At 45.0% G+C, this 23,337-nt stretch carries 23 protein-coding genes; 18 read left to right on the top strand and 5 right to left on the bottom strand.

Going from position 1 to position 23,337, the window contains the following annotated elements; all coding sequences use genetic code 11:
• The 13 genes from HMPREF9442_RS15040 to HMPREF9442_RS14980 all read left to right on the top strand — a co-directional run.
• Positions 1-286 (top strand): PD-(D/E)XK nuclease domain-containing protein (locus HMPREF9442_RS15040; protein WP_008630277.1); only part of this gene is annotated, 286 nt, incomplete at its 5' end.
• A gap of 534 nt (positions 287-820) precedes the next feature.
• Positions 821-2,287: a lipopolysaccharide biosynthesis protein gene (locus HMPREF9442_RS15035; RefSeq protein WP_050795547.1), complete on the top strand. Its 1,467-nt coding sequence runs from the start codon at positions 821-823 to the stop codon at positions 2,285-2,287.
• On the top strand, positions 2,284-3,567 hold the full coding sequence (locus HMPREF9442_RS15030; protein ID WP_008630275.1) for an O-antigen polymerase: 1,284 nt from the start codon (positions 2,284-2,286) through the stop codon (positions 3,565-3,567). The genes HMPREF9442_RS15035 and HMPREF9442_RS15030 overlap by 4 nt, the downstream gene beginning before the upstream one ends.
• The gene (locus HMPREF9442_RS15025; protein ID WP_008630274.1) at positions 3,564-4,607 is read left to right on the top strand and encodes a WaaS/CpsH family glycosyltransferase; all 1,044 of its coding nucleotides are present in this window, start codon (positions 3,564-3,566) and stop codon (positions 4,605-4,607) included. Before HMPREF9442_RS15030 ends, HMPREF9442_RS15025 begins: the two co-directional genes overlap by 4 nt.
• 22 nt (positions 4,608-4,629) lie before the next feature.
• Positions 4,630-5,313 carry a DUF6492 family protein gene (locus tag HMPREF9442_RS15020; RefSeq protein WP_147639927.1) on the top strand — a complete coding sequence of 228 codons (684 nt, stop codon included), beginning with the start codon at positions 4,630-4,632 and terminating at the stop codon, positions 5,311-5,313.
• A gap of 229 nt (positions 5,314-5,542) precedes the next feature.
• Complete coding sequence (locus HMPREF9442_RS15015) at positions 5,543-6,286, top strand: glycosyltransferase family 2 protein (RefSeq protein WP_008630271.1); 744 nt, start codon at positions 5,543-5,545, stop codon at positions 6,284-6,286.
• A gap of 58 nt (positions 6,287-6,344) precedes the next feature.
• Positions 6,345-7,061 (top strand): IspD/TarI family cytidylyltransferase, encoded by a 717-nt coding sequence (locus HMPREF9442_RS15010; protein WP_040603264.1) that lies wholly within the window; start codon positions 6,345-6,347, stop codon positions 7,059-7,061.
• Positions 7,058-8,083 (top strand): NAD-dependent epimerase/dehydratase family protein, encoded by a 1,026-nt coding sequence (locus HMPREF9442_RS15005; RefSeq protein ID WP_008630269.1) that lies wholly within the window; start codon positions 7,058-7,060, stop codon positions 8,081-8,083. Before HMPREF9442_RS15010 ends, HMPREF9442_RS15005 begins: the two co-directional genes overlap by 4 nt.
• A 337-nt stretch (positions 8,084-8,420) precedes the next feature.
• Positions 8,421-8,603 (top strand): DapH/DapD/GlmU-related protein, encoded by a 183-nt coding sequence (locus HMPREF9442_RS16885; protein ID WP_276528575.1) that lies wholly within the window; start codon positions 8,421-8,423, stop codon positions 8,601-8,603.
• A gap of 32 nt (positions 8,604-8,635) precedes the next feature.
• Positions 8,636-9,463: a LicD family protein gene (locus HMPREF9442_RS14995; RefSeq protein WP_008630266.1), complete on the top strand. Its 828-nt coding sequence runs from the start codon at positions 8,636-8,638 to the stop codon at positions 9,461-9,463.
• Positions 9,460-10,416, top strand: coding sequence for a capsular polysaccharide synthesis protein (locus HMPREF9442_RS14990; RefSeq protein WP_008630264.1), 957 nt, complete (start codon positions 9,460-9,462; stop codon positions 10,414-10,416). Before HMPREF9442_RS14995 ends, HMPREF9442_RS14990 begins: the two co-directional genes overlap by 4 nt.
• Before the next feature lie 17 nt (positions 10,417-10,433).
• Positions 10,434-11,486, top strand: a complete 1,053-nt coding sequence (locus HMPREF9442_RS14985) for an acyltransferase family protein (RefSeq protein WP_008630262.1) — start codon at positions 10,434-10,436, stop codon at positions 11,484-11,486.
• Positions 11,487-11,545: 59 nt separating this feature from the next.
• Complete coding sequence (locus tag HMPREF9442_RS14980) at positions 11,546-12,682, top strand: DUF1972 domain-containing protein (RefSeq protein ID WP_008630260.1); 1,137 nt, start codon at positions 11,546-11,548, stop codon at positions 12,680-12,682.
• Positions 12,683-12,780: 98 nt separating this feature from the next.
• Here the strand turns inward: HMPREF9442_RS14980 and HMPREF9442_RS14975 are convergent, their stop codons facing one another.
• From HMPREF9442_RS14975 to HMPREF9442_RS14955, 5 genes are all read right to left on the bottom strand, one after another.
• Positions 12,781-14,685 carry a family 43 glycosylhydrolase gene (locus tag HMPREF9442_RS14975; protein WP_008630259.1) on the bottom strand — a complete coding sequence of 635 codons (1,905 nt, stop codon included), beginning with the start codon at positions 14,683-14,685 and terminating at the stop codon, positions 12,781-12,783.
• Positions 14,686-14,854: 169 nt separating this feature from the next.
• Positions 14,855-15,805 (bottom strand): hypothetical protein, encoded by a 951-nt coding sequence (locus HMPREF9442_RS14970; RefSeq protein WP_008630258.1) that lies wholly within the window; start codon positions 15,803-15,805, stop codon positions 14,855-14,857.
• Positions 15,806-15,816: 11 nt separating this feature from the next.
• Complete coding sequence (locus HMPREF9442_RS14965; RefSeq protein ID WP_008630257.1) at positions 15,817-16,203, bottom strand: GntR family transcriptional regulator; 387 nt, start codon at positions 16,201-16,203, stop codon at positions 15,817-15,819.
• Positions 16,200-17,057: a hypothetical protein gene (locus tag HMPREF9442_RS14960; protein WP_008630256.1), complete on the bottom strand. Its 858-nt coding sequence runs from the start codon at positions 17,055-17,057 to the stop codon at positions 16,200-16,202. The genes HMPREF9442_RS14965 and HMPREF9442_RS14960 overlap by 4 nt, the downstream gene beginning before the upstream one ends.
• Before the next feature lie 6 nt (positions 17,058-17,063).
• Positions 17,064-17,909: an ABC transporter ATP-binding protein gene (locus HMPREF9442_RS14955; RefSeq protein WP_008630255.1), complete on the bottom strand. Its 846-nt coding sequence runs from the start codon at positions 17,907-17,909 to the stop codon at positions 17,064-17,066.
• A 221-nt stretch (positions 17,910-18,130) separates the two neighbouring features.
• Between HMPREF9442_RS14955 and HMPREF9442_RS14950 the strand changes: the two genes are divergently transcribed.
• The 5 genes from HMPREF9442_RS14950 to HMPREF9442_RS16490 all read left to right on the top strand — a co-directional run bounded on the left by HMPREF9442_RS14950 (position 18,131) and on the right by HMPREF9442_RS16490 (position 23,162).
• Positions 18,131-18,646 carry a DMP19 family protein gene (locus HMPREF9442_RS14950; RefSeq protein WP_008630253.1) on the top strand — a complete coding sequence of 172 codons (516 nt, stop codon included), beginning with the start codon at positions 18,131-18,133 and terminating at the stop codon, positions 18,644-18,646.
• A 12-nt stretch (positions 18,647-18,658) separates the two neighbouring features.
• The gene (gene smpB, locus HMPREF9442_RS14945; protein WP_008630252.1) at positions 18,659-19,129 is read left to right on the top strand and encodes an SsrA-binding protein SmpB; all 471 of its coding nucleotides are present in this window, start codon (positions 18,659-18,661) and stop codon (positions 19,127-19,129) included.
• A gap of 11 nt (positions 19,130-19,140) precedes the next feature.
• A complete protein-coding gene (gene metH, locus HMPREF9442_RS14940) occupies positions 19,141-21,903 on the top strand; it encodes a methionine synthase (protein ID WP_008630251.1) in 2,763 nt (920 codons plus the stop codon).
• Between the two features lie 18 nt (positions 21,904-21,921).
• Positions 21,922-22,575, top strand: a complete 654-nt coding sequence (locus tag HMPREF9442_RS14935; RefSeq protein ID WP_008630249.1) for an HAD family hydrolase — start codon at positions 21,922-21,924, stop codon at positions 22,573-22,575.
• A gap of 416 nt (positions 22,576-22,991) precedes the next feature.
• On the top strand, positions 22,992-23,162 hold the full coding sequence (locus HMPREF9442_RS16490; protein WP_172634421.1) for a hypothetical protein: 171 nt from the start codon (positions 22,992-22,994) through the stop codon (positions 23,160-23,162).
• Positions 23,163-23,337: the final 175 nt, after the last annotated feature.

Below are 23,337 nucleotides of genomic sequence, written 5' to 3'. Positions count from 1 at the left end.
AGGCCATTACCAACAGATGCTCTACATCATCTTCAGCCTACTCGGCGCGTATGTGGACGTGGAAGTACGTACCCCAATGGGACGGGTGGACTTAGTGATGCGCACGGCCACCACGCTCTACGTCGTAGAACTGAAACTGAACCAATCTGCCGAAGCCGCCATGCAGCAGATCGACCTGAAGAATTATCCTGAACGCTTCGCCCTGTGCGGCCTGCCCGTAGTGAAAGTCGGCATCAACTTCGACATGGAGCGGCATACCCTGAAAGATTGGATAATCACTAACTAAAATACACCCAAGGGAATTTCCAAAAACATCCTTCATCCTTCAGGATGTATGTTAAATATCTATCATACAGCACATTAGAAACTGAACGATAAAATCTCATCTTTCAGTTCCCTTTCATGGCCGAGAGCCGTCAAACGCTCTGCGCCAAACAATTTTTCAATCTAAGCCAAGCGATTTTTCATTCTCAGCCGATTGATTTTCCGTTCTCTTCCAAGGGAAATGAAACCTAGTTGAAAGATGCCTGAAACATCCTTCAGGTTATAACTTCAAAATAATGAACCCGTTAGCATGCATCCTGAAAGATGAAGGATATTTTTTGGAAAACTACTGTGTAGGGAAAGCGTACGGGGAATGATGGATTTCCGTTAGGAATATCTTATCCAAGCTGATTTTCTGTAGCACCTGAACCTGTCATGAAGTTAACCGTTACCAGATTGTGGAGGTGGGTCGAATGAAGCGTGTATTTTAGTTTTTACTATAATGGTCGTTGATAATAAAAAGATAGCTTCCAATACAATAGCTCTGTATATTAGGATGATTGTAGTAATGGCAATCAACTTCTATATGTCGAGGGTTGTATTGGATGTGTTGGGGGTAATAGATTATGGAATATATAATCTCGTAGCTACCATTGTTGTAGTTTTTTCATTTTTAAAATCGTCTTTTAGTGATGCGACCCAAAGGTTTATCAATTATACCATAGGGAATGGCGAACATACCCAACTTAGCAAGATATTCAGTACCTGCCTTAATTGTTATTTTATACTGATAATAACGGTTGTTGTTCTTGGAGAAATATTTTGGATGTTTTGGGGGGCTTCATTGAATATACCCCAAGGCAGATATGAAGCCGCATCGTTTACTTTCCAAATAGCATTGGTTTCTTTTTCTCTCAGTATATTGCAGGTTCCTTATAATGCGGCTATTGTGGCGCATGAAAGAATGGGCGTATTTGCTAAAATAAGTATAGTAGAGGTCCTGTTGAAATTATTTTTGACAATATTGATTACAAATATGGCATTCGATAAGTTGAAAATGTACTCTGTATTGATGATGTTTAATGCTGCGGTTATATTCACTATATATTTTATCTATTGCAGGACGCATTTTGATTATACTAAATATATTTCTTGTTTTGACAAATTCTTGTTCAAGCGTATTCTGTCTTTTACTGGATGGAACATGTTAGGCAGTTTGTCGGGGACGTTATCAGAATCTGGGGTAAACCTGATTTTTAACGTGTTTTGTGGGGTAATATTGAATGCCTCAATAGGCTTATCTAACCAAATAAACGGTGCGTTGTCCGGCTTTATTGCAGGATTTCAAACAGCCTTCAAGCCGCAAATCGTAAAAACGTATGCAGCCAAGCAAGGGCAGGATTTTCATCGGTTGGTATGCCGCTCTTCAAAGTTCTCGTTCTTCTTGTTCTTCTTGGTTTCTGTTCCGGTAATATGCAATATGGACTATATTTTGCATGTTTGGTTGGTGAAAGTGCCGCAGTACGCGTGTACCTTTAGCCGGATTATCTTGTTGGGTTCGCTCATTGATGCAATGTCTGGAGTTTTTTATTCGGCTATAGGAGCCACGGGGAAAATACGGAATTATCAGGTCGCCATCACAAGCGTTTTCGTATTGCACATAGTTGTGACTTGGGTTTTATTGGATTTGGGGATAGCGTATGAATATGTGTTTTTTTCAAGAATATTCACAAGGGGAATTCTGAACTTTCTTGTAGGACTATACTTCTTGCGGAAGATAGCAGATTTGCAATATTCTGAGTATCTTAGTAGGACTTTTGTCCCTATCGTGAAAGGTTCTTTGATTCCCTTTTTAATAGTCATATTGTTGGTATGTTTGTTTGACGGCGGTTCTGTGGGGATGGTGGCACTTAATACCCTAGTTTTTGAAATTGTTTCAATGGTGTTTATTGTTAGATATGGATTGTCTCCCAATGAGAGAGAGAGGATTTTGAATGTGATTAAAAATAAAATCAAAAAATGACAATGCTTGAAGTTTTGGTTGGAAACCTGTTGTTGTACTTGTTTATGGCACGGTGTTATGGTAATTCCTCTAAAATGTCGTTAGTCTATATATTGTCGATTTATTATGTTATTATATCCTTATTAGGGATTATCGTATTTGAAACCGGAATATATGAAAATGTTTTTGCTGTTAAAAACAATAAGTCTTTTTCTATAATACCTTATGCCTTTTGTTTTTATTGCCTTGCAGCTTTAATATATCCTTTAAGAACGGTGTCATTTAATAATATTTCTTTTAAGGAAATACCGTATAATAAGACCACATCACTTCTCATTAATTTGTGGATTGTGGACATGGTTTGTTATATGATGCTCAAATTGTCCCAAGCCGTTATGGCATCAAGCATTGGATATGGCGAGATGTATAATATATCAGCGGTGGAGGGCGATGCAATAGGCACGTTCTATGGGGATAACTGGCTTTTGCTGAAGTTCAATAATTTTAATGTGAACCTTTACCATTCATTTTCTCCATTTGTCATGTGTTACGCGTTGTATGGATTGATTTCCAGAAAAATACGACGGAGCAAAGCATTTATGCTCATAGGGCTGATTCTGTTCACCCAAATATTATCTGCCCTTGCATTAGGTTCGCGTGGTAATTTGTTTTTTGTGTTTTGGGGTATAGCTTTTTATTTCATCATTTTTTATCCCCATTTTGACAGGCGGTTGAAACATAAAAGCGAATTTGTGATATTGTGTTTGATAGGGATTATCATGGTTTATTCGATTGTTATCAGTTTTGCACGTCTTGAAGATACATCGACAGAAACGCCATTTTATAGTGTAATAAGATATTTTGGAGAAGCATTTCCTAATTTAGGGAATTTATTTTGGGGAGAGGTTGCAAGACATCCGTATGGCACGAGGTTGTTTCCATATCTTTTTGGGTTGACGTATGTAGAAGAGTCCGTACAAGACGGCTATGCTTTTTGGCAAATGTTTACCGGAGTTCCTGTATTGAATTTCAAAACGATATACGGCGATTTGTATATTGAGTTCGGTGAATTCTTGCCTTTGGTTATTGTCACATTTATCTCTTTGTTGTTTTCATTGTTCTTGGGAAAAAGAAAGATATCTTTTTGGAAGATGGCTTTGGTATATTGGTATTTCGATTTGATTCTTCAAGGAGTTTTTGGTTTTAACAAGGGTGGGCAAAGCAATCTTGTTATTTTTATGGCTGTATTGATCATTTCATTTATAGTAAAAATATATACGTCTAATAGGAGTAGAATATGAAAATTTTATTGATAGCACCGGTTTATTTAAACCTTTATAAAATCATTAAAGACGAATTGGTGGCTGAGGGGCATTTTGTTGCTTATTTCCCAGAAGGTATGTTACCGTGGAATCCCTATTATAGGTATCCGAATCCTATAAAAAGATGGGCGTTACGGTTTCTGTTTGAACAAAGAAACATGGGGAAAAAATATTGGGTTGATAAATTGAATGATTCCTTATTTAATCAGTATTATGATTTGCTGTTTGTAATTCAGGGCGTGACTTTTCACCCGTGTGTAACTGAATGCATGAGAAAATATAACCGTTTGTTAAAGACTGTGTTGTATATATGGGATTCAAATTATTTATATGATTTTTTTCGTAATGTCGGTTATTTTGATAAAGTCTATTCTTTTGATTTCAGGGATGTTCAATTATTCGGGCATGCAAAAGTCGGGTTTCTTCCTTTTTTTTGGTCTAAAGATTTATTGAAGTATGATAAAACTAAGAATAAGTATGATTTATGTTCTATAGGTACGAGTCATCATGGTCGGTTTGGTATTTTCAAAAAAGTCATAGCTGATGCCAAAATAAAAAATCGATCCTGTTATATTAAGTTGATAGCGAGGATTCCTCAAAAATTGACTTTAAAACAGCGATTTGATTTTTTCGTGGCACAAGTATTTCAAGATTCGGATAAAATAGAATATTATGATTTTATAAAAGGTAAACAAAAGTATGATTTTGTAGATGCTTTGCCTTATGAAATGGAGGACATTGCCCGAATTACAGCTGAGACAAAGGCTGTTTTGGATACAGACAATCCTTTTCAATGTGGAACTACCCCACGCTTGATATGGGCCTTGGCGCAAAACAAGCATGTGTATACGACGAATCAACAAATAAGCAAGTTGCCGTTTTATAATAAAGAATATATTCACATTATAGATCGTGAGAAGCCAATCATAGATTATTCATTGTTAGATAAGCAAATAAATTCAAGAGATTCAGTAATTTATTTAAGAATTGATAATTGGCTGAAGTTCTTTTTGGAATAGAGGTGATAAATTGCGTGTGTATTTGAAAAAACAAACTTTAAAGAAAATGGATGTTGTTATTTGCATGTCTTTGAAAGACTGTTGGTTCTTTAGAAAAAATTTATATTTCATCAAGAAGAACATCAATCCCAATCATATTTATGTTTTGACGGATAAGAGAAACTTTAATTATATTCCAAACGTTGGTTCTTTGATAACTTGTGTGGATGAAAATGAGGTTGTTGACAATCTGACGTTCTCTGTTTGCAAATCTATTGTAGAAAAGTATTTGACAACGCAAGCTTTTGGTTGGTACTACCAACAGTTGTTGAAACTGGGATTTGCTTTAAGCAGATATGCAAAAGATGAATATTTGGTCTGGGATTCTGATACGGTACCGTTAAGCGAATTGAACTTTAAAGATGAAGAAGGGCATGATTTGGTATTAGTGAAGAAAGAACGTCATGTCCCATATTTTGATACAATAGACGGATTGTTTCACGCTCCTAAGAAGGCTCCATACTCTTTTATTTCAGAACATATGCTTTTCAATGTATCCATTGTAAAAGAAATGCTTTCTTTGATAGAGGAAAAATCCCAATTCAAACTTCCTTGGTTTGAACAATGCATTGCGGCAAGAAAAGAAGATGTCATTCAGGTTTTCAGTGAGTTTGAAACATACGGAACATTTTGCTATAATTATCATCCAGGCAAGCTAAAAGTATGACCACTTAATACGTTCAGATTAGGTAGTAAAATATTTGGAGTGATGGCTTCCCGTAAAGAAATACAAAGCTTGAGTTTCGACTTAGATACTGTATCTTTTGAAATGAGAGATTATCCTGTCTCATGGCATCGCCGTTTTGTGCAGTGCTGTATTTATTGGACTATACGTACGGTCATAAAATGCCGGGTGAAGTTTGGAAAATTCCCATTTTGATATATGTTCTAATAGCATGAAGATTGTAGATTGTCCCAAGGTGACAGTAGTGATAGCCACGTTCAATGTTGGCAGAACCATTTCATCAGCCATAGAAAGTTTGATAAATCAAACATATCCTAATTGGGAGTGTTTGGTTATAGATGGAGGCTCGAAAGACAATACGATAGATATTCTAAAGTTGTATAAGCAAAAAGAGAGTCGGGTGGATTTTATTTCCGAACCGGATAACGGTATTTATGACGCTTTTAACAAGGGGTGGAAAAAAGCCAAAGGAGAATGGATATTGTATCTTGGAGCTGATGACTTTTTATTTCCAAGCGGAATCGCAGAGTTGATGAAACATAGTGACGAAGCGGATGTCATATACGGGGATTGTGAGTTGAGGTTTGGCCACTCAAGCAAGATAAGGGGAAATCTTCCAATCACTTGTATCAAGTATCGTTTGCCTGCATGCCATCAGTCGTTTGTTATGAAACGTTCTGTCATAGAACGTTTAGGAGGATTTCGCTTGCAATATAAGGTTTATGGAGATTTTGATTTGATACAGCGTGCGTACATTGCAGATTTCAACTTCAAAGAAACTAAATCTGTTATATCATCTTTCTTTGTTGGTGGGGTTAGTTCTGACAATATATCAGCAGAATTTGAACGCTGCCGTGTGATGAAAGCAAACAAAAGCATGACGTTGCCAGAATTATTGATAATAAAGAATATTTGCTTGAAGATGGCATTGAAACTTTGGCATATATTCAAATGACATGGGTGAAAGGTTGGGTTTCCAATCACGTGTTGTACAATATTTAGAACAAGAAGATATGAACATTGCATTAATCATTGCCGGAGGTTCCGGCAACCGTATGGGGCAAGACATCCCAAAACAGTTTATGCACGTGGACGATTGTCCTATCATCATTCACACCATGATGTGTTTTCAAAACCACCCTGACATACAGGGCATGGCTGTGGTGTGCCTGAATGGTTGGGAGACCGTACTTCAATCGTATGCAAACCAGTTCGGCATTACAAAATTGAAGTGGATATTCCCCGGTGGAAACACAGGCATGGAGTCCATACACAATGGTATTTATGGATTGAAAGAGGTTGGATGTGTGGGGGAGGACTTGGTGCTGATTCATGATTCAGTACGTCCGTTGTTGTCGCAAGATATTATATCAAGCAACATTGCCATTTGCAAGGCATCGGGCTATGCTGTCACGGGGATCAAGTGTCGTGAGGCGATATTGGAAAGTGAGGATGGCTTTACTTCGTGTACAAGCATTCCTCGTGACAAGCTGATACGTACCCAGACACCGCAGACATTTAGGTTGAAAAACATCATTGCTGCCCATGAGGAGGCTAAAGAAAAAGGTATAACAGATTCCGTGGCCTCATGCACATTGATGGCGGAGTTGGGTGGCAAGGAAATGCACTTGGTTCCTGGCTCGGAAAAGAACATAAAAATCACGACGGTAGAGGACTTGGAAATTTTCAGGGCCTTGAGGCATACGACTAAAGAATCTTGGTTGAAATGACTTGTTATCAGGAAGAGTTGGCAAACTTTGCCCGGCTTGATTTGCCTTGGGATAGCCTGAGTGGCTGCAATATTCTTGTGACAGGAGCTACGGGTCTGATAGGAGCCTGTCTTGTAAAGGCTCTCATGCTTAATGAACGAAAAGATTACAGTGTTTATGGAATGGGTAGAAATGCGACAAGGGCGGTTGGCTTGTTTCAGGATTTTGCCTCCGACGCATCGTTCCATTTCATCCAACATGATGTCACTTCCCCATTGGTATCAGATATAGATTTCCATTTCATCATTCATGCGGCTAGCAACGCCAGTCCTAATTTCTTTTCCCTACATCCGGTAGAAGTAATTAAGTCAAATATGAACGGAGTTGACAATCTCTTGTCGTATGGATTGCGGCATGGCATGAAAAGGTTTCTTTTTGTATCTTCTGGCGAGGTGTATGGTGAAAGTGATGGTAAAATCTTTACTGAGGATTACAGTGGATATGTTGATTGTATGTCTCCTCGTTCATGCTATCCATCTTCAAAACGTGCTGCGGAAACATTGTGCGTGTCATATATGTCCGAATATGGGGCAGGCGTGGTCATTGCCAGGCCTTGCCATACATACGGTCCGGATTTTTCTGAAAATGACAATCGGGTGTACGCCCAGTTCATACGCAATGCACTCCGGGGAGAAGACATCGTAATGAAAAGTACCGGAAGTCAACTCCGTTCTTGGAGTTATGTGGTAGATTGTGCTTCAGCCATATTGTATATCTTGCTGAAAGGCAAAAACGGAGAAGCGTATAACATAGCTGATGAGGCTTCGAATATTAGTATTCGGGAACTGGCTGAAATCACAGCAAGCATGGTTGGACGCAAAGTTGTCATGGAAGTGCCTGATGAAACTGAAAGGAAGGGATACAACCCAGTATCTAAATCGGTTTATTCCGTTGAAAAACTGAAAACGTTAGGATGGCAGTCTACCACTTCGATAAAGGACGGAATAAGAAAGACCATCAATTATCTGCAATCAAAGCCATAATCATGAAAAAGTATATTGGACACGTGGTGGACAGGCTTTTGGTGATGTTCGCTTCATCTTGTTTTACCCCCCCCCCCTATTTCGTAATGTTTTGTTAAACAATAGGATAGTAGAAGTTTCGAGAACTGCGGAAATCTGTAGTGGTACATATTTCACGGGCAAGCGGATTGTCATCGGTGAACGGGTTTTCATTAATAAGTTTTGCAAATTTTTCTCCCACACAAAGCCGGGTTCTGACATCATAATAGGAGATGATGTTGCTATTGCCATGGGTGTCACCCTATCCACCCATACGCATCAGATATCAAGCGGGAAACGAAGGGCAGAAAGGAAGACGGTGTTTAGGTCGATAGTTATCGGTGATGGTTGTTGGATTGGTGCCAACGTGACAATACTCCCGGGTGTCACCATTGGTAGGGGTACTGTGGTCGGTGCCGGGTCGGTGGTAGTGAAAGACTTGGATGCAAACTCCGTATACGTTGGTAATCCTGCAAGGAAGATAAGGAAGTTGGAAGGATAAGAAAGTTTTTTGAATGGTAATTTGAGACAACGATGAACAATGTTCGGAAAGTACAAATGACGCAAATGAAGATTCTCCGGGTCTTCATGGATATTTGCGAGAGACACGGATTGAGGTGGTATATGATTGGCGGCTCGCTAATAGGGGTGCTGCGCCACAAGGGATTCATCCCGTGGGATGATGACATAGACATAGGCATGCCGCGAAAGGACTACGACAAGTTTGTGGGCTTGCAATCGGAATACCCGGACGGATATGGGCTGACTTGTCACGAAAACACGCGGGAGTGGCAGTTCAACTTCTCGCAATTCGTTGACAAGGAGGCTGAGATAGAGGTGCTTATGAATGAACTGCCGCGCAAATGCCATGTGTGGATTGACATATTCCCCATAGACGGCCTGCCTGCAAACGGGTTGCGCAGGTGGTTTCATGTGAAGCATATCTTGATGTACAGGTATTTGGTGCAGATTCCCAACATAAGGACGCAGGTTGACACCCATAAGGTGGGGCGGCCTTGGCATGAGAATTTGGTCATCAGATTGCTTCATGTGATACCTGTTGGTAAACTCGTATCCGTAGATAAATGCCTGTCGGCCATGCAACGCGTGTTGAGGAAACATGATTTCGACAATTCCCGGTATGCGGGTAACATGCTTGGCAAATATAGGGAAAGGGAGGTGGTGATGAAAAAATGGTGGGGAGAACCACGTAAGATGCCTTTCGAGAATGTTATAGTGAATGTGCCATCGAACGCGGATGCTATTAACCGTCACATATATGGGGATTACATGAAGTGGCCTGTCGAAGAAAATCGCGTGAGCCACGACATAAAGATAATCAAGTTGAGGGGCACGGAATGAAAGGCTTGTTTTCTACATTTAGGAAACTTGGTGGATGGTCGTTGTTGGATCAATGGCTCAAAGCCGGGGTGCTGCCATACGCAGTGGCGCAGGTCTGCCTGACCGGTGCATCGCGCAAGTCATTGGAACTTGTACGTTTAGGAGTGCAGCAGAAAATACTGCATAAGTTGAGGAAACGGTATTTGCCCGTACTGGAAGCGTTTGACGAGGAATGGAAGTCTGGACTGTATGCGACGAAACGGGAGGTTTGCCCGAGGATTTGGATTTGTTGGATGCAAGGGATGGAAAATGCTCCTAAATTGGTGCAGGATTGTTATTTGTCTATCCAAGAACATGTTACAGGCCGTAAGATTGTGCTTATAACTGCAAAGAACAGGAAAGAATACATAGTTTTTCCCGACTATATCGAGCAGCAATATGAGGCAGGGATAATCACGCATACGCATTTCTCTGATTTGTTACGGGTGGCATTATTGGCCAAGTATGGCGGAACATGGATAGATGCGACGGTGTTCTGTACGGGAGGTGTTGTTCCAAGTTATATGTTGGATAGCGACTTCTTTGTTTTTCAAAACCTGAAGCCCGGAGCAGACGGCCATGTGTTGAACATTTCGAGTTGGTTCATGACCGCCTATGCGGAAAATAAAATGGTATTGGCTGTAAGGAAGTTACTTTATGAGTATTGGAAGGAGAATGACAGGTTGATAGATTATTTCCTCCTTCATCATTTCTTTTCGATGGTCATGGATTTCTATGCTGATGATTGGAAGAAAGTAATCCCCTTTAGTAATTCCGTGCCTCATATATTGCTGCTCAGGCTTTTTGAGCCTTATAATAAGGGATGTTACGAGGATTTGAAACGGATATGCCCTTTCCATAAGCTTGCGTACAAGCGTGCTCCTGAAGAGTTTGCTTTGAAGGGGACTTTTTATGATGTAATATTTAATAAGTAGTAGAAAACGGAATAAGTATGGATACAAATCGACAAATTACCCCCCCCCATGTTAATAAAGTTAAATATAACAATATCAATGGATTGCGTGCGCTTTCGGCTGTCGGGATTGCAATAATGCATTATCAGGCAAACATTTCTGTTAAACCAGAATTGGGTTGGTTTTCAGATAAGTTGATGCCATGGTTCACGTGGTTTGTAGTTTTGTTTTTTATGATTAGCGGCTTTGCTTTATGTTGCGGCTATTATGACCGTATGAAAAACGGCCAAGTATCATTAAATGATTTCTATTCTAAAAGATATAAGCGAATATTACCTTTCTTCTGTCTGCTTTGTGTCTTGGATTTGATAGTTGATTTTTCTAAGGAAAATTTGGCACAGGCTTTCATGAATTGCACTTTGGTGTTTAATCTGTTACCGAATCCTGATATAAAGGTGATTGGAGTAGGATGGTTCTTAGGGTTAATCTTTTTGTTTTATATGCTGTTTCCGTTCTTCGTGTTCTTGTTGGATAATAAGCGTAGGGCCTGGAGCGTATTCGGCATATCTTTGGTCGTGAATTTCTTATGTCAAGAATACTTTTTTACAGAGGCTTTCGTGGATTTTCATCCGGGCAGGCACAACATCTTGTATTCGGCCCCTTTCCTGTTGTCGGGTGGGCTATGTTTCCTTTATCGAGAGAGGCTGCACGAGTGGTCTGCGAAGTGGGGAAATGTCTTGTTGATAGTTTGCTTGATAGCGAATGCTTTATATTTTTTTGTTCCCCAATCCCAATGGACACTTCATCAGGTTGTACCTTTGATGGTCGTGTTCACGTTATGGCTGATATACGCCATGGGGCAGGAACATAAATGGTTGCACAATAGGGTAATGGATTTTATGAGTAACATTTCCATGGAGTTTTACTTATGTCATATGGTCGTGTTCCGCGTGGTGGAGAAGGTGCATTTGGAAAAAATGGTTCATAATGAGAATCTATTATTCTTTTTGACTTGTATGGCCGGAATGGGGTTGGCTGTGGCATTTTCTTATTGGGGTAAGAAGATGATTGCCCGTTGTTCTCGTTGTTGATGTTTGAATGTGGTTCTAAGCGTATATATTCATCGAATTTTAATCCATAAACATATTATATGAAAATAGCATTTATCAGCACCCGTGGCATACCGAACAACTACGGGGGCTTCGAGCAGTTTGCAGAATATATCTCCGTGGGATTGGTCCGGCGAGGGCATGAGGTCGTGGTGTACTCTCCGCATTTCCATCCTTACCGAGAGCCTGATTATAAGGGGGTACGCATAAAGCATATTTATAGCCCGGAGAAATGGATAGGGAGTTCCGTGGGGAGTTTCTTTTACGATTTCCTGTCTTTGCACGATGCCTTGAAGAAGGAGAAGTTTGACATTATTTACGAAGCGGGCTATACGAGCATCGTTCCGGCTTATATATGGTTCAATGTGAAGCGTATCAAGTATCCGCTTTTTACGACGAACATGGACGGGTTGGAATATAAACGTACGAAGTTTAACAGATGGGTGCAGAAGTTCGTATTCTGGGAAGAGCGTATGGCGGTGAAGCATAGCCATTTCCTGATTGCGGACAATATGGGTATCCATGATTATTATAAGGAGAAATATGGAAAAGAAAGCAAGTTCTTGGCATACGGGGCTGACATTCATGAGGATTACGATGAGGACATATTAAAGGAGTTCGGTTTGGAAGCGGATGGTTATTTCATCGTGGTGGCCCGTCTGGAACCGGAAAACAACCTTTTCATGGCCATAGAGGGGTATTTGGCTTCAGGCCAGTATGGCAAACGCCCGTTGGTGATTGTAGGCAAGACGAATACGCCTTATGGAAAACATTTGGTGGAACGCTACGGTGGTGACCGGAATATCCGCTTTGTGGGTGGTATATATGATTTTCGTAAATTAAACTCCATCCGTCATTATTCCTATGCTTATTTCCATGGGCATAGTGTGGGCGGAACGAACCCTTCTTTGTTGGAAGCCATGGCTTCCGGCTGCTTTATCCTGGCTCATGACAATATCTTCAACCGTGCGGTCTTGGGTGAAAACGCCTTATATTATGGTTCCACGGATGCTGCCATGGAGATGTTGGACGGAATAGACCAGGCGGTGTCTGCCTATAAAAAGGAATATACGGGACGTAACTTGGAAGTGATACGGCGTGATTATTCATGGGAGAAGTTGGTGGACGAGCATGAGGAATACTTCAAATGGATGTTGGCACAACCGAGGCATGGCTGACGTGCTGTTTATACCTGTGGGCACGGCATAGATAAGCAAATCCCCGTGAAGACCGGATAAAGGTCTTCACGGGGATTTGTTTTTGAGGTAAGGGAAATTTATAATTGTTTCACGCCTTCTGCCGTGGGAGGAATCGGCTTGATGCTGCCGTCGGCATTGTATTCCATGGGTTCGGCCACGATGGAGCGGCTGTAACTGGTGCCGGTGGGCAGGCCGCCATTGTGGCTGATGAAAATCCATTGTCCTTTGAAGTTCACGATGGCCGGATGGGTCGTGTTGCTGTTCCCGGCTATTTCAGAGATTATCCCTTTCGTTTCATACGGGCCTTCAATGTGGTCGGCTACGGCGTAGGCTATTTTTTCCGGCCATTCGCTGGCGTATGTGAGGTAATATTTGCCATTGTATTTGTGAATCCACGGAGCCTCAGTGAAAGGATGGCTTTCGTCGATATGGATGCGTTTCACCTCTCCCTCTGTTTCTATCATGTTGTCTTTCAGTTTTACGATATAGCATTCGCGGTTACCCCATGTCAGGTAGGCTTGGCCGTCATCGTCTATGAATACGGCAGGGTCGATACAAGCCCAACTGTGGCGAGAATCGAAACAGTCTTTGTTGGTGAGCAGCGGCTTGCCTAAGGCATCTTTGTAAGGGCCGGTGATTTTGTCGGATACGGCCACGCCGATACCGCACCAGTTGGTGCTGACATACCAATAGTATTTGCCGTTGCGTTCAACTGCGTGCCCGGCGTATGCCTGTTTGCTTTCTGCCCATTTGAATTCATCGATTTTCAGAGGGGAGGGGTGTTGCGTCCAATGCTTCATGTCGGTGGTGGAGAACAGCTGCCAGTCTTTCATCACGTAGCCGTTTTGGTTGCCGTTCAGGTCGTGTCCGGCGAAGAGCCATAGCGTGTCGCCCTTGACGAGCGCGGCAGGGTCGGCTGTGTGCATGTGGCGGATGATGGGGTTGCCGTGGCTTTCAAACTGGTAGGTCACCACGTAGCCCCATTTCTCCTGTAGGCGTTGCAGTTCGTCGCGGGTCAGCGAAATGACGGAGCCATGGCGCGGGAAGAAGTCTTTGGTGAACGCTTTGGGTTCGGAGAAATGGTAAAGGTCGGTACTGGTCTGGTACTCATACCGTCCGCTGGTGTACATGTCGTACATCAACACGTATTCGTCTTTCCCGTTCAGCTTGAAGATGCTCGACCCCTCCACGGGTGTCTTTCCTGCGTAAGCGTCTACATACCTGAAGTCTTCCTTCCATTTGCCTTTCAGGCTTTTCGAAGTGGCTTGTTGGATGCCGTTTTTCACTTCCTTGCCATTTTCGTCCTTGGTGTTGCCTTTATAGAAAAGGTGGTAAGTGCCATCCCGTTCTATGATGTCGTTGTCTATGCTGCCGTATTTGGCCGAAAAGAGCTGTTTGGGTTCGTTTTCAAAGCCTGTGAAGTCCTTGTTGGCATATGCATAATAGGTGATGAGGCTTTTGCGGTCGTTGCGTTGCAAGGTAAAATAAATCATATATTTTTTGGCCTTGCGGTCGTAAATGGTCTGAGGGGCCCATACCCAATAAGCATCACCGAAATGTTTCGGATAATCCTTGGATAGATTGATCTTGGCATGCTTCCAATGAAGCAGGTCGTCCGAACTCAGGAGTACGATGCCCGGGTTTTCGTTCCAACCGTTTTTGGCGGTATTCATGTCCGTGGCCACGATGTAGAAGCGTCCGTCTTCGCCGCGCAGGATGTGCGGGTCGCGGATACCCCCGCTTTCGCTGATGGTGTCGGAAGCGATGACCGGGCGGTTTCCGTTGAGTGCACGCCAGTTCACTCCGTCATCACTGAGGGCGAAACGCAAATGTTCCTGTTGTTTGGCATCTCCTCTGCCTTCGAAATAAGCGAAAAGATAGCCTTCATAATTAGCAGGTGTTTCGGTTCGATTCGGTGCCGCCTTTCCGTGGCTCATGGTCGTAGCTAATAAGAGAGCGGCAATGATGGTTTGTTTTTTCATGTGACTGTTGTTCTTTTAACTGTAATGTTTTTCTGTCATTTTCGGCGGCAAAACTATGAATAAAATGTTGTACGGGCAAGAAAACGGGCGAAAAAGGTGTTAAATATACACGCGTTATTCCTTTTAGACGTAATTTCGTGGGACGATGTCTTTATGGGGCCTTCCGCTTTTATTCGAAGGCGAAATGGTTCATAATGAAGTTCGGCATCCAAACGCAAAGCCCCAGTCCGATGAGCAAGGCTGCAAAGAGCACTAACGTAGTCTTGTCTTTCCACGACGGGAGAAGCGTGGCACGGCGCATGCGGAGGTAAGTCAACAGGTAGCCCAACAGGACGAGGAAAGCGGGGACACCGAATGTCCAACCGTATACCCATTGTTGTGCGGTATTATGGTAAACGAAATCCGGTCCGATAAAATAAAATACGGTGCAGAAATAGGTGAAATAATATATCAAGGACGTGAGCAGCACGAGGCTCAGCGTTTTTTGGAAAGGTTTCTTCTGCCAATAGGTACCGCCCAGAATGAACAAGGCTTGCAGGCTGTAGGCTTGGAGGATGGCTAAGGGCAGGTACACCTCACATTCGCTACTTGACCATGGGACAGGGAACGACAACGAGACTTCGGGATAGAGGAAATGGATGAAACCGATACGGGTGAAGTCTGCCAATACGGTGGCTAAACAAAAGACGGGGAAAGGTATGATTGCGATTCTGCCCCACCGTATGATAAACTTCTCTGCATTTGAAACCGGGAGTGTCAGGTCGGTGATGTAATCTTTCCGGTATTTTGATGTTTTGAAAAAGGTGCTGCCAACGTAGGCCATGAAGAAATAAAAACAGAAAATGGTCGTTAAGGTAATGAATGACCAACAGTCGTCTTTTCCCGACAACGCATTTTCCATGATTTGTTGGTAACTGTTGTTGTCGGTTTCCATGCCTTGCCGCACTTGTTCCAATGCCACGACCACAGAATGCGTTTTGGAAAAGTCCATCCAACTGAATAGCAGGGTCATGATGCCGTAAGGAATGATGAAATAATAGTATAACTGCATGTTGTTCTCACTCCAGTCCTTGCGGAAATATCGGAGGAGGCGTTGGGCGTTCAATGTATTCTTGTTCATGATGAGTGTTTTTAAAGGTTGTACATAGGGTCTGAGGTGTCTGATAAATATTGCCGGTAAAGGGTTTCGAGTTCTTCTGCCGTGATGCCGATGGAACGGGCTTGCCGGAAGAAATCGTAGAGTTCTTCATTCATGAAACTTTCCCTGCGAAACGAACGGATGCGTTCCGATGCGCTCGGTTCTACGAAATAACCTATGCCGCGTTGCATGCGGATGACAGAGCGGGATTGCAGGAAGTCGTAAGAGCGCATGGCCGTATTGGCGTTCACCTCCACCGTGGCGGCGTAATCGCGCACGGAAGGGATACGGTCGTTTTCAGCGTACCGTCCTTGCAGTATTTCATCGCAGATGCGGTCGGCGATTTGCAAGTAAATGGGTTTGCTTTCCTTGAAATTCATACGCTTTTCGGATTGAGGGCATATTGGTACTTGAGGTCGTTCTTTTTCATTCTGCGGTAGGCCGACAGCCAAAAGAGGGAGGTTACGACAAGCCAAAAGGCATGCCATACCACTTCGGCAGTCGCTGCTCCGGGCTGTTGGGGGTAAGTGTAAGGGTCGCCTTCGGCAATGAGCGAGACTCCGATCATCAAAAGGAGGGGCAACAACAGGATTGGGCATTTGCCGAGTGCGCGGCGCAGGGGTGTCCGTCCCGTTTCGCTTCTGGTGGAAATGGCTTGGCCCAACAGACTGGTCGTGAGGAGCATCCTGAGCACAAAGCCGGAGGAGGCCGTATGAAGTCCGGAAGTAAAGAGGAGGGGACGGGCGAAGCTGTAATCCGGGAAGACCATGTTGCAGATGATGACACGGGTGATGTCTGCCGCCAAAATAATAAGAACGCCTGCTAAAATCGAAAGAGGAACGGTATAGAGCCACCATCGGGCGAACTTCTCGAACGTGGAGGCCGGGAGTAACAAGTACCTGATGTGCTGTCCCTTGTTGTATATGGGCGCATTCCATAGCCACGGAGTGAATATAAGGAATAGGAAAAAGAATGCCGTAACGGTGACGAACGCAGCATTTTGGTTAGTGGCTGTGTCAGTGAGGTGGGCGAACTTTTCTTCTAACATGTCCGTTGGGAGGGTCTGTAGCAAGGTGGCGTTTTCCGAATATACTTTGAGGCAAGACACCGTGAGAATGACAGAGAGTAACAAGTAGCCTGCGGTGAGGATGACGAGGCTGCGTGTACATAGGATAGCCCAGTCTGCGTGAAGCAAGGCTGCGAAGCGTTTCCGGTTGAAAAACTGTGATTCCATATCCTTTTATTTTTCAGCATTAAACAAGGGGCAGATGGTTTCCGGGTGTGCCAGGGTACCGTTGAAAAGGAGTTCCAAGTTGATTTCCGAATCCTTGTCTTCCGGATTCGGGAGCATGACGCTGTGCCCGTTGTAAGAAGGGAGGGCGTAATAAGCCTCGGAGGTTTCCGATTCATTGTCGGTCTGCGTGAAATATAATTTATGGCAGATTTCAGTTACCGACGCGTCGAGCAGTACGCGGGCGTTATCTAAGATGACCACGTGGTCGAGAAGTTGTTCCACATCTTGCACCTGATGGGTGGAAATCACGATACCACGCGATTCGTTCATTTCGCGGATGAGGAGTTTGCGGAATTGGCTTTTGCCGGGGATGTCCAGTCCGTTGGTCGGTTCGTCCATGATGAGCCACGAGGTACGGGTGGCCAAGGCAAAGCAGATGAGTGCCTTTTTCTTTTGTCCCATCGAAAGTTCGCCGAGCTTGATGTCTTCCGGTAGTTCGAACATTTCCAGATTGCGGAGCAGGTTGTCATGGTCGAAATGCGGATAGAAAGGAGCGTTGAGGCGGACGTACTTTTTCAGGTTGTAGTCCGGAAGGTCGAATTCTTCGGGGATGAGAAAGAAGTCGCTCAATGTGTCCGGACGGCGCAAGCGTACATCTGTGCCGTTCAGGCAAGCATGTCCTTCTGTCGGTGTAAGGAGTCCGGTCATCAGGTAGAGCAAGGTGGACTTTCCGACCCCGTTTTTCCCTAAAAGCCCATAAATCTTGCCTTCCTCGAGATGGAGGGAGCAGTCGTTTAACACGCGGTTTTTCCGTTTGGAATATCCGAATGAAAGGTGTTCAATGGTCATCATAAGGCAATGTTTTATAAATTAATTAGTGTATTAGTATAATAGTACACTGCAAATATAGGACAACATTGCGGAACGTACAAATAAAAGGCGGAATATTTTTAGGTTTTTCTTTGCCAATGCGAAAATAGGATGCGGCTCGGCAGTCTTTCGTTCAAAAGCAAGCTTTTGGCTTGGAACTGCGCTCGTCTTTCACTATCTTTGCAAATTCAAGACGCAAAGGAATGAAACAAGAAAAAATAACAATCAGCGATGCGCGGTTGCGCGAGGCGGCTGCACAAGGAATGGATGAGTTTTTGCAGGTCTTCATTGACCGTTATCGGGAGGTTATCGGTGGAGAGTTGAGTGCCGGGAACATGGGGATGCTCAATGGGGAACAAATTTCATTGTTGGCCTATGCCCTGTTTCGTGAGGAGGTGATGGACGGAGGATTTATCCAATTGATACACAACGGCTACGGGCCGTTTATTTTCGACAATCCTTTTGCGAAAGCCATGCGGCTGATGGGGGCGCATGATTTCTCCAAACTGGTATATAAAGGAAAGAGGCTGTATGACAAATACAAGGAAGAACTGACGAAGGACTGTTCGGACGAAGACTTTATGGCTTTGTTTGAGGCGTATCCGCAGTTTGACGACTTGGATGACGGGTTTGTGGAAATGGAAGAAGAAGTCACGGCTGCATTGGCTTGTTATGTGGATGAGCATCTCGAGCTGTTTGCCGAGGTAGTGAAAGAGTAAGGAGGGAAAAAGATGGCAGAAAAGAAAAATAAGACCAAATCAATAAACATCAAGAATAAACGGGCTTCGTTTGATTTCTTGCTGTTGGACAAATATACGGCCGGCATCGTGCTGACCGGTACGGAAATCAAATCCATACGGGCGGGCAAGGCCAGTCTGGTGGATACTTTTTGTTTCATCCATAACGGAGAGGTGTGGGTGAAAAACATGTACGTGGCCGAGTATTCGTACGGTTCTTACAATAACCATGCGGCACGGCGTGACCGGAAGCTTTTGCTCAATCGCAAGGAAATCCGGAAATTGCAGCAGGAAATGAAAAGTCCCGGCTTCACGTTGGTGCCGACCTTGTTGTTTATCGACGAGAACGGACGTGCCAAAGTGGATGTGTATTTGTGCCGGGGTAAGAAAGAATACGACAAGCGGCAGACGTTGAAGGAAAAGGAAGACCGGCGCGAGATAGACCGGCAGGTAAAAAGGTATTAGAGTTTGAAATCATGAGGTTGGAAGAGATTGTTAAGGAGAGGATATTGATATTGGATGGTGCCATGGGCACCATGATTCAGCGGTATGGCCTGACGGAGGCTGATTTCCGGGGGGGGCGTTTCAGGGATGTTCCGGGACTGATGGCCGGTAACAACGATCTGTTGTCGCTGACGCGTCCCGATGTGATTCGGGATATCCACCGTAAATATCTCGCGGCCGGGGCGGACATTATCGAGACGAATACGTTCAGTTCGCAACGGGTGTCGATGGCGGATTATCACGTGGAGGATTATTGTCGTGAAATCAACTTGGCAGCTTGCCGGATAGCCCGTGAACTTGCGGATGAGTTCACGGCCCTCAATCCCGAAAAACCGCGTTTCGTGGCCGGTTCGGTGGGGCCGACCAACAAAACCTGCTCGATGAGTCCCGATGTGAACAATCCGGCATACCGCGCCCTGACTTTCGACGAATTGGTGGCTGCCTATCGGGAACAGATGGAAGCCTTGCTCGAAGGCGGTGTGGATGCCTTGCTCGTCGAAACTATTTTCGACACGCTGAATGCCAAAGCCGCTATTTATGCGGCAGAAGCGTCCATGCAAACCTCCGGACGCAAAGTGCCGCTCATGTTGTCGGTTACGGTGTCGGATAAGAGCGGACGTACGCTTTCCGGCCAGACGATGGAGGCCTTTCTGGCTTCGGTATCTCATGCCGATATTTTTTCCTTGGGGCTGAACTGTTCTTTTGGGGCACACGACTTGATTCCCTTCCTACAGGTTTTGGCTCACCGTTCACCTTATTATATATCCGTCTATCCGAATGCAGGGCTGCCCAACAGTATGGGGGAGTACGACCAGACCCCAACCCAGATGGCAGAGGAAATGAAATTCTTTGTGGACAAAGGTTGGGTGAATATCATCGGGGGGTGTTGCGGTACGACGGACGAGTATATCGCCCGTTTTCCGGCTTTGGCGGCGCAAGGGCGTCCGCATGTGCCGGCCGGAAGAGCCGAAACCTTGTGCCTGAGTGGTTTGGAGCAGTTTGAACTGACGCCTGAAGTGCGGTTCGTCAATGTGGGCGAACGTTGCAATGTGGCCGGTTCGCGCAAATTCCTGCGGTTGGTCAAAGAGAAAAACTACGAAGAGGCTTTGGAAATCGCCCGCAAGCAAGTGGAGGATGGAGCCTTGGTCATCGACATCAACATGGACGACGGGCTTCTCGATGCCCGGCAGGAGATGGTGACGTTCCTGAACCTGTTGGCCTCCGAGCCGGAGATTTCCCGCGTGCCCGTCATGATAGATTCTTCCAAATGGGACGTGATTACAGCCGGACTGAAATGCGTGCAGGGCAAGAGCATCGTCAATTCCATCTCGTTGAAAGAAGGAGAGGAAGTTTTCTTGGCCCATGCCCGGGAGGTGAAACGCCTTGGGGCGGCCGTCGTCGTGATGGCTTTTGATGAAAAGGGGCAGGCCGATACTTATGAACGCAAGATCGAAGTCTGCGCACGGGCTTACCGTTTGTTGGTGGACGAGGTCGGTTTCAATCCCCATGACATCATATTCGACCCTAACGTGTTGGCCATAGCCACGGGAATGGAGGAACATGACAACTATGCCGTGGACTTTATCCGTGCTACGGGATGGATTCGCCGTAACCTCCCCGGAGCACATGTAAGTGGCGGGGTGAGCAACCTTTCTTTCTCTTTCCGGGGCAACAACTATATCCGCGAGGCGATGCACGCCGTGTTCCTCTACCATGCCTGCCGTGAGGGGATGGACATGGGCATCGTCAATCCCGCCACGTCGGTGATGTATGGCGATATTCCGTCCGACATTCTGACGGTCATAGAAGACGTGGTGCTCAACCGTCGGCCTGACGCGGCGGAGCGGTTGATAGAGTTGGCCGATAAGCTGAAAGCTGAGGCAGAAGCGGCGAAGGCCGGGCTGTCTGGAGCGGGAGGCGGCGGGGTGCCTGTGACAGATGCCTGGCGTGGCGGCAGTGTGGAGGAACGTTTGCAGCATGCTTTGGTGAAAGGTATAGATTCCTATTTGCAGGAAGATTTGGAGGAGGCGGCACAGTCTTATCCGCACGCCGTAGACATCATCGAAGGGCCGCTCATGAAGGGGATGAATACCGTGGGCGAGCTGTTCGGGGCCGGTAAGATGTTCTTGCCGCAGGTCGTGAAGACTGCCCGTACGATGAAGAAAGCCGTGGGCATCCTGCAACCCCGTATCGAGGCCGGGAAAAAAGAGGGGGCAGCACGTGCTGGATTGGTCTTGGTGGCTACGGTGAAGGGAGATGTGCATGACATCGGGAAGAATATCGTATCGGTGGTCATGGCTTGCAACAACTATGAGATAGTGGATTTGGGGGTCATGACACCGGCAGAAGAGATTGTGGCGAAAGCCAAGGAACTGCACCCCGACATCATCGGCCTGAGCGGACTGATTACGCCGAGCCTGGAAGAGATGGTGCATGTGGTGGGCGAATTGAAGCGGGCCGGGCTGTCCATTCCGGTCATGATCGGCGGGGCCACGACGAGTCGTTTGCATACGGCATTGAAGATAGCTCCTGTGTACGACGGGCCGGTCATTTGGATGAAGGATGCCTCGCAGAACGCGCTGACGGCTGCCCGTTTCCTGAATCCCGACACGGAGGGAGAGGCTTTCCGCGAGTTGCGCGAAGAGCAGGAACGTTTGCGTGAAAGTGCCGGAACGCGGCGTGTAGAGACCGTCTCGATAGAGGAAGCCCGGCAAAAGAAACTGAATCTGTTTTAATACTGTTTTTCGTAAGATATGAAACGCTATACTACTTATATTTTTGATTTCGACTATACCTTGGTCGATTCTTCACGGGGCATTGTGACTTGTTTCCGGCATGTGCTCGGCAATCACGGGCACACCGGAGTGACGGATACGGAAATCAAGCGCACCATCGGGAAGACGTTGGAGGAATCTTTTTCCATCCTGACGGGAATTACCGAGGCCGGGACGTTGGCGGATTACAAGCGTGAATATGTAAAGGCCGCTGATGTCCACATGACTGCCAATACTTTCTTTTTCCCGGAGACGATAGAGGTCTTGGAAACTTTGAAAAGCCAAGGAGCCGTGTTGGGTATTGTGTCCACCAAATTCCGTTACCGCATCCTCGACTTGTTTGAAAAAACGGGACATGACGGTCTTGTGGATTTCATCGTGGGCGGAGAGGATGTGACAGCGGCCAAGCCGGACCCAGAAGGATTGTTGTTGGCCATCGGACGTGCTTCCGGTGGCGGGAAATCTGAGGTGCTGTATGTAGGGGATAGCGTAGTGGATGCCGCAACGGCACAGGCCGCCGGTACGGATTTTGCGGGTGTATTGCATGGCATGACCACGTGTGAGGAATTGAAAACTTATCCCCACGTGGCTATCGTGGACGACCTTCGGGGAATCCTGCCCATCCCGGTTTAATATTTTTTGCACAGTATAATGCCCCTTCACCTTAACAGTTTGTGTTTCAAGGATTATAAACATGCACATATTGCGTGACGTGAACGTTAGGTGAGGGCACTTGTCGAAGAGGTTTCACCGCAACAGATTGGTTTACAGTGTGTATGAAGGATGTGAACCCTTTTCCCATTTAAATACTTGTACGTAGGGGAGGGGAGTTTGTATGTTGTCGTTGTCTGCTTGAGAGGCTTCCGTCAACCGGAAAATCGTTTGCCACAGAACGGAAAATCATTCTCAGGAGAATGAAAAATCGTTCGGCTGAGAATGAAAAATCGTTTGGCGCAGAACTGAAACGGACGAAAAAACAGGGTAACTGTTCTCTGTTTTTATATTTTTTGTATCTTTGCCATAGTAGTAACCATGGAAGGAAAGTAACTATGGAAGAAAATACTGAAAAAGCAATGGAACCGACGAAGAAAAAAAGTAAGGTGGAAGAAATCTTGGAAGCGGACGGGAAAAATCCTCCGAAGAGAGTAAATAAGACGTGGGAGGCGGCTATGAGACTGAAAGGTAGTCTGATTGTGAACGACCCTACATTCTTGTTGTAAAGTATGAGGGTGCTTATCGACACCAACATTTTCGTATATATGGCTACAGACCCTGATTATTTGAGTCGGGATGTGTAGCCAAGGACTTGACTTGATTTTCAACAAGAAGTATCCTTTGTTTCATAATGGTGCTCGTAAATATGAACGGCGGCCGTAATCCTAAGAGATTACGGCC

Origin of the sequence: Paraprevotella xylaniphila YIT 11841 (assembly GCF_000205165.1) — a bacterium.
Taxonomy (GTDB): Bacteria; Bacteroidota; Bacteroidia; order Bacteroidales; family Bacteroidaceae; genus Paraprevotella; species Paraprevotella xylaniphila.
This window is presented reverse-complemented; position numbering and strand designations above follow the sequence as displayed.

Bases quoted from the DNA above. Each gene is read 5' to 3' on its own strand.
- HMPREF9442_RS15010 (WP_040603264.1), top strand. From the start codon at position 6,345: ATGAACATTGCATTAATCATTGCCGGAGGTTCCGGCAACCGTATGGGG.
- HMPREF9442_RS14990 (WP_008630264.1), top strand. From the start codon at position 9,460: ATGAAAGGCTTGTTTTCTACATTTAGGAAACTTGGTGGATGGTCGTTG.
- HMPREF9442_RS15030 (WP_008630275.1), top strand. From the start codon at position 2,284: ATGACAATGCTTGAAGTTTTGGTTGGAAACCTGTTGTTGTACTTGTTT.
- HMPREF9442_RS15025 (WP_008630274.1), top strand. From the start codon at position 3,564: ATGAAAATTTTATTGATAGCACCGGTTTATTTAAACCTTTATAAAATC.
- HMPREF9442_RS14980 (WP_008630260.1), top strand. From the start codon at position 11,546: ATGAAAATAGCATTTATCAGCACCCGTGGCATACCGAACAACTACGGG.
- metH (WP_008630251.1), top strand. From the start codon at position 19,141: ATGAGGTTGGAAGAGATTGTTAAGGAGAGGATATTGATATTGGATGGT.
- HMPREF9442_RS14985 (WP_008630262.1), top strand. From the start codon at position 10,434: ATGGATACAAATCGACAAATTACCCCCCCCCATGTTAATAAAGTTAAA.
- HMPREF9442_RS14975 (WP_008630259.1), bottom strand. From the start codon at position 14,685: ATGAAAAAACAAACCATCATTGCCGCTCTCTTATTAGCTACGACCATG.
- HMPREF9442_RS14955 (WP_008630255.1), bottom strand. From the start codon at position 17,909: ATGATGACCATTGAACACCTTTCATTCGGATATTCCAAACGGAAAAAC.
- HMPREF9442_RS15005 (WP_008630269.1), top strand. From the start codon at position 7,058: ATGACTTGTTATCAGGAAGAGTTGGCAAACTTTGCCCGGCTTGATTTG.
- HMPREF9442_RS15035 (WP_050795547.1), top strand. From the start codon at position 821: ATGATTGTAGTAATGGCAATCAACTTCTATATGTCGAGGGTTGTATTG.
- HMPREF9442_RS14935 (WP_008630249.1), top strand. From the start codon at position 21,922: ATGAAACGCTATACTACTTATATTTTTGATTTCGACTATACCTTGGTC.
- HMPREF9442_RS14950 (WP_008630253.1), top strand. From the start codon at position 18,131: ATGAAACAAGAAAAAATAACAATCAGCGATGCGCGGTTGCGCGAGGCG.
- HMPREF9442_RS14995 (WP_008630266.1), top strand. From the start codon at position 8,636: ATGAACAATGTTCGGAAAGTACAAATGACGCAAATGAAGATTCTCCGG.
- HMPREF9442_RS15015 (WP_008630271.1), top strand. From the start codon at position 5,543: ATGAAGATTGTAGATTGTCCCAAGGTGACAGTAGTGATAGCCACGTTC.
- smpB (WP_008630252.1), top strand. From the start codon at position 18,659: ATGGCAGAAAAGAAAAATAAGACCAAATCAATAAACATCAAGAATAAA.
- HMPREF9442_RS14970 (WP_008630258.1), bottom strand. From the start codon at position 15,805: ATGAACAAGAATACATTGAACGCCCAACGCCTCCTCCGATATTTCCGC.
- HMPREF9442_RS14960 (WP_008630256.1), bottom strand. From the start codon at position 17,057: ATGGAATCACAGTTTTTCAACCGGAAACGCTTCGCAGCCTTGCTTCAC.
- HMPREF9442_RS16490 (WP_172634421.1), top strand. From the start codon at position 22,992: ATGGAAGAAAATACTGAAAAAGCAATGGAACCGACGAAGAAAAAAAGT.
- HMPREF9442_RS14965 (WP_008630257.1), bottom strand. From the start codon at position 16,203: ATGAATTTCAAGGAAAGCAAACCCATTTACTTGCAAATCGCCGACCGC.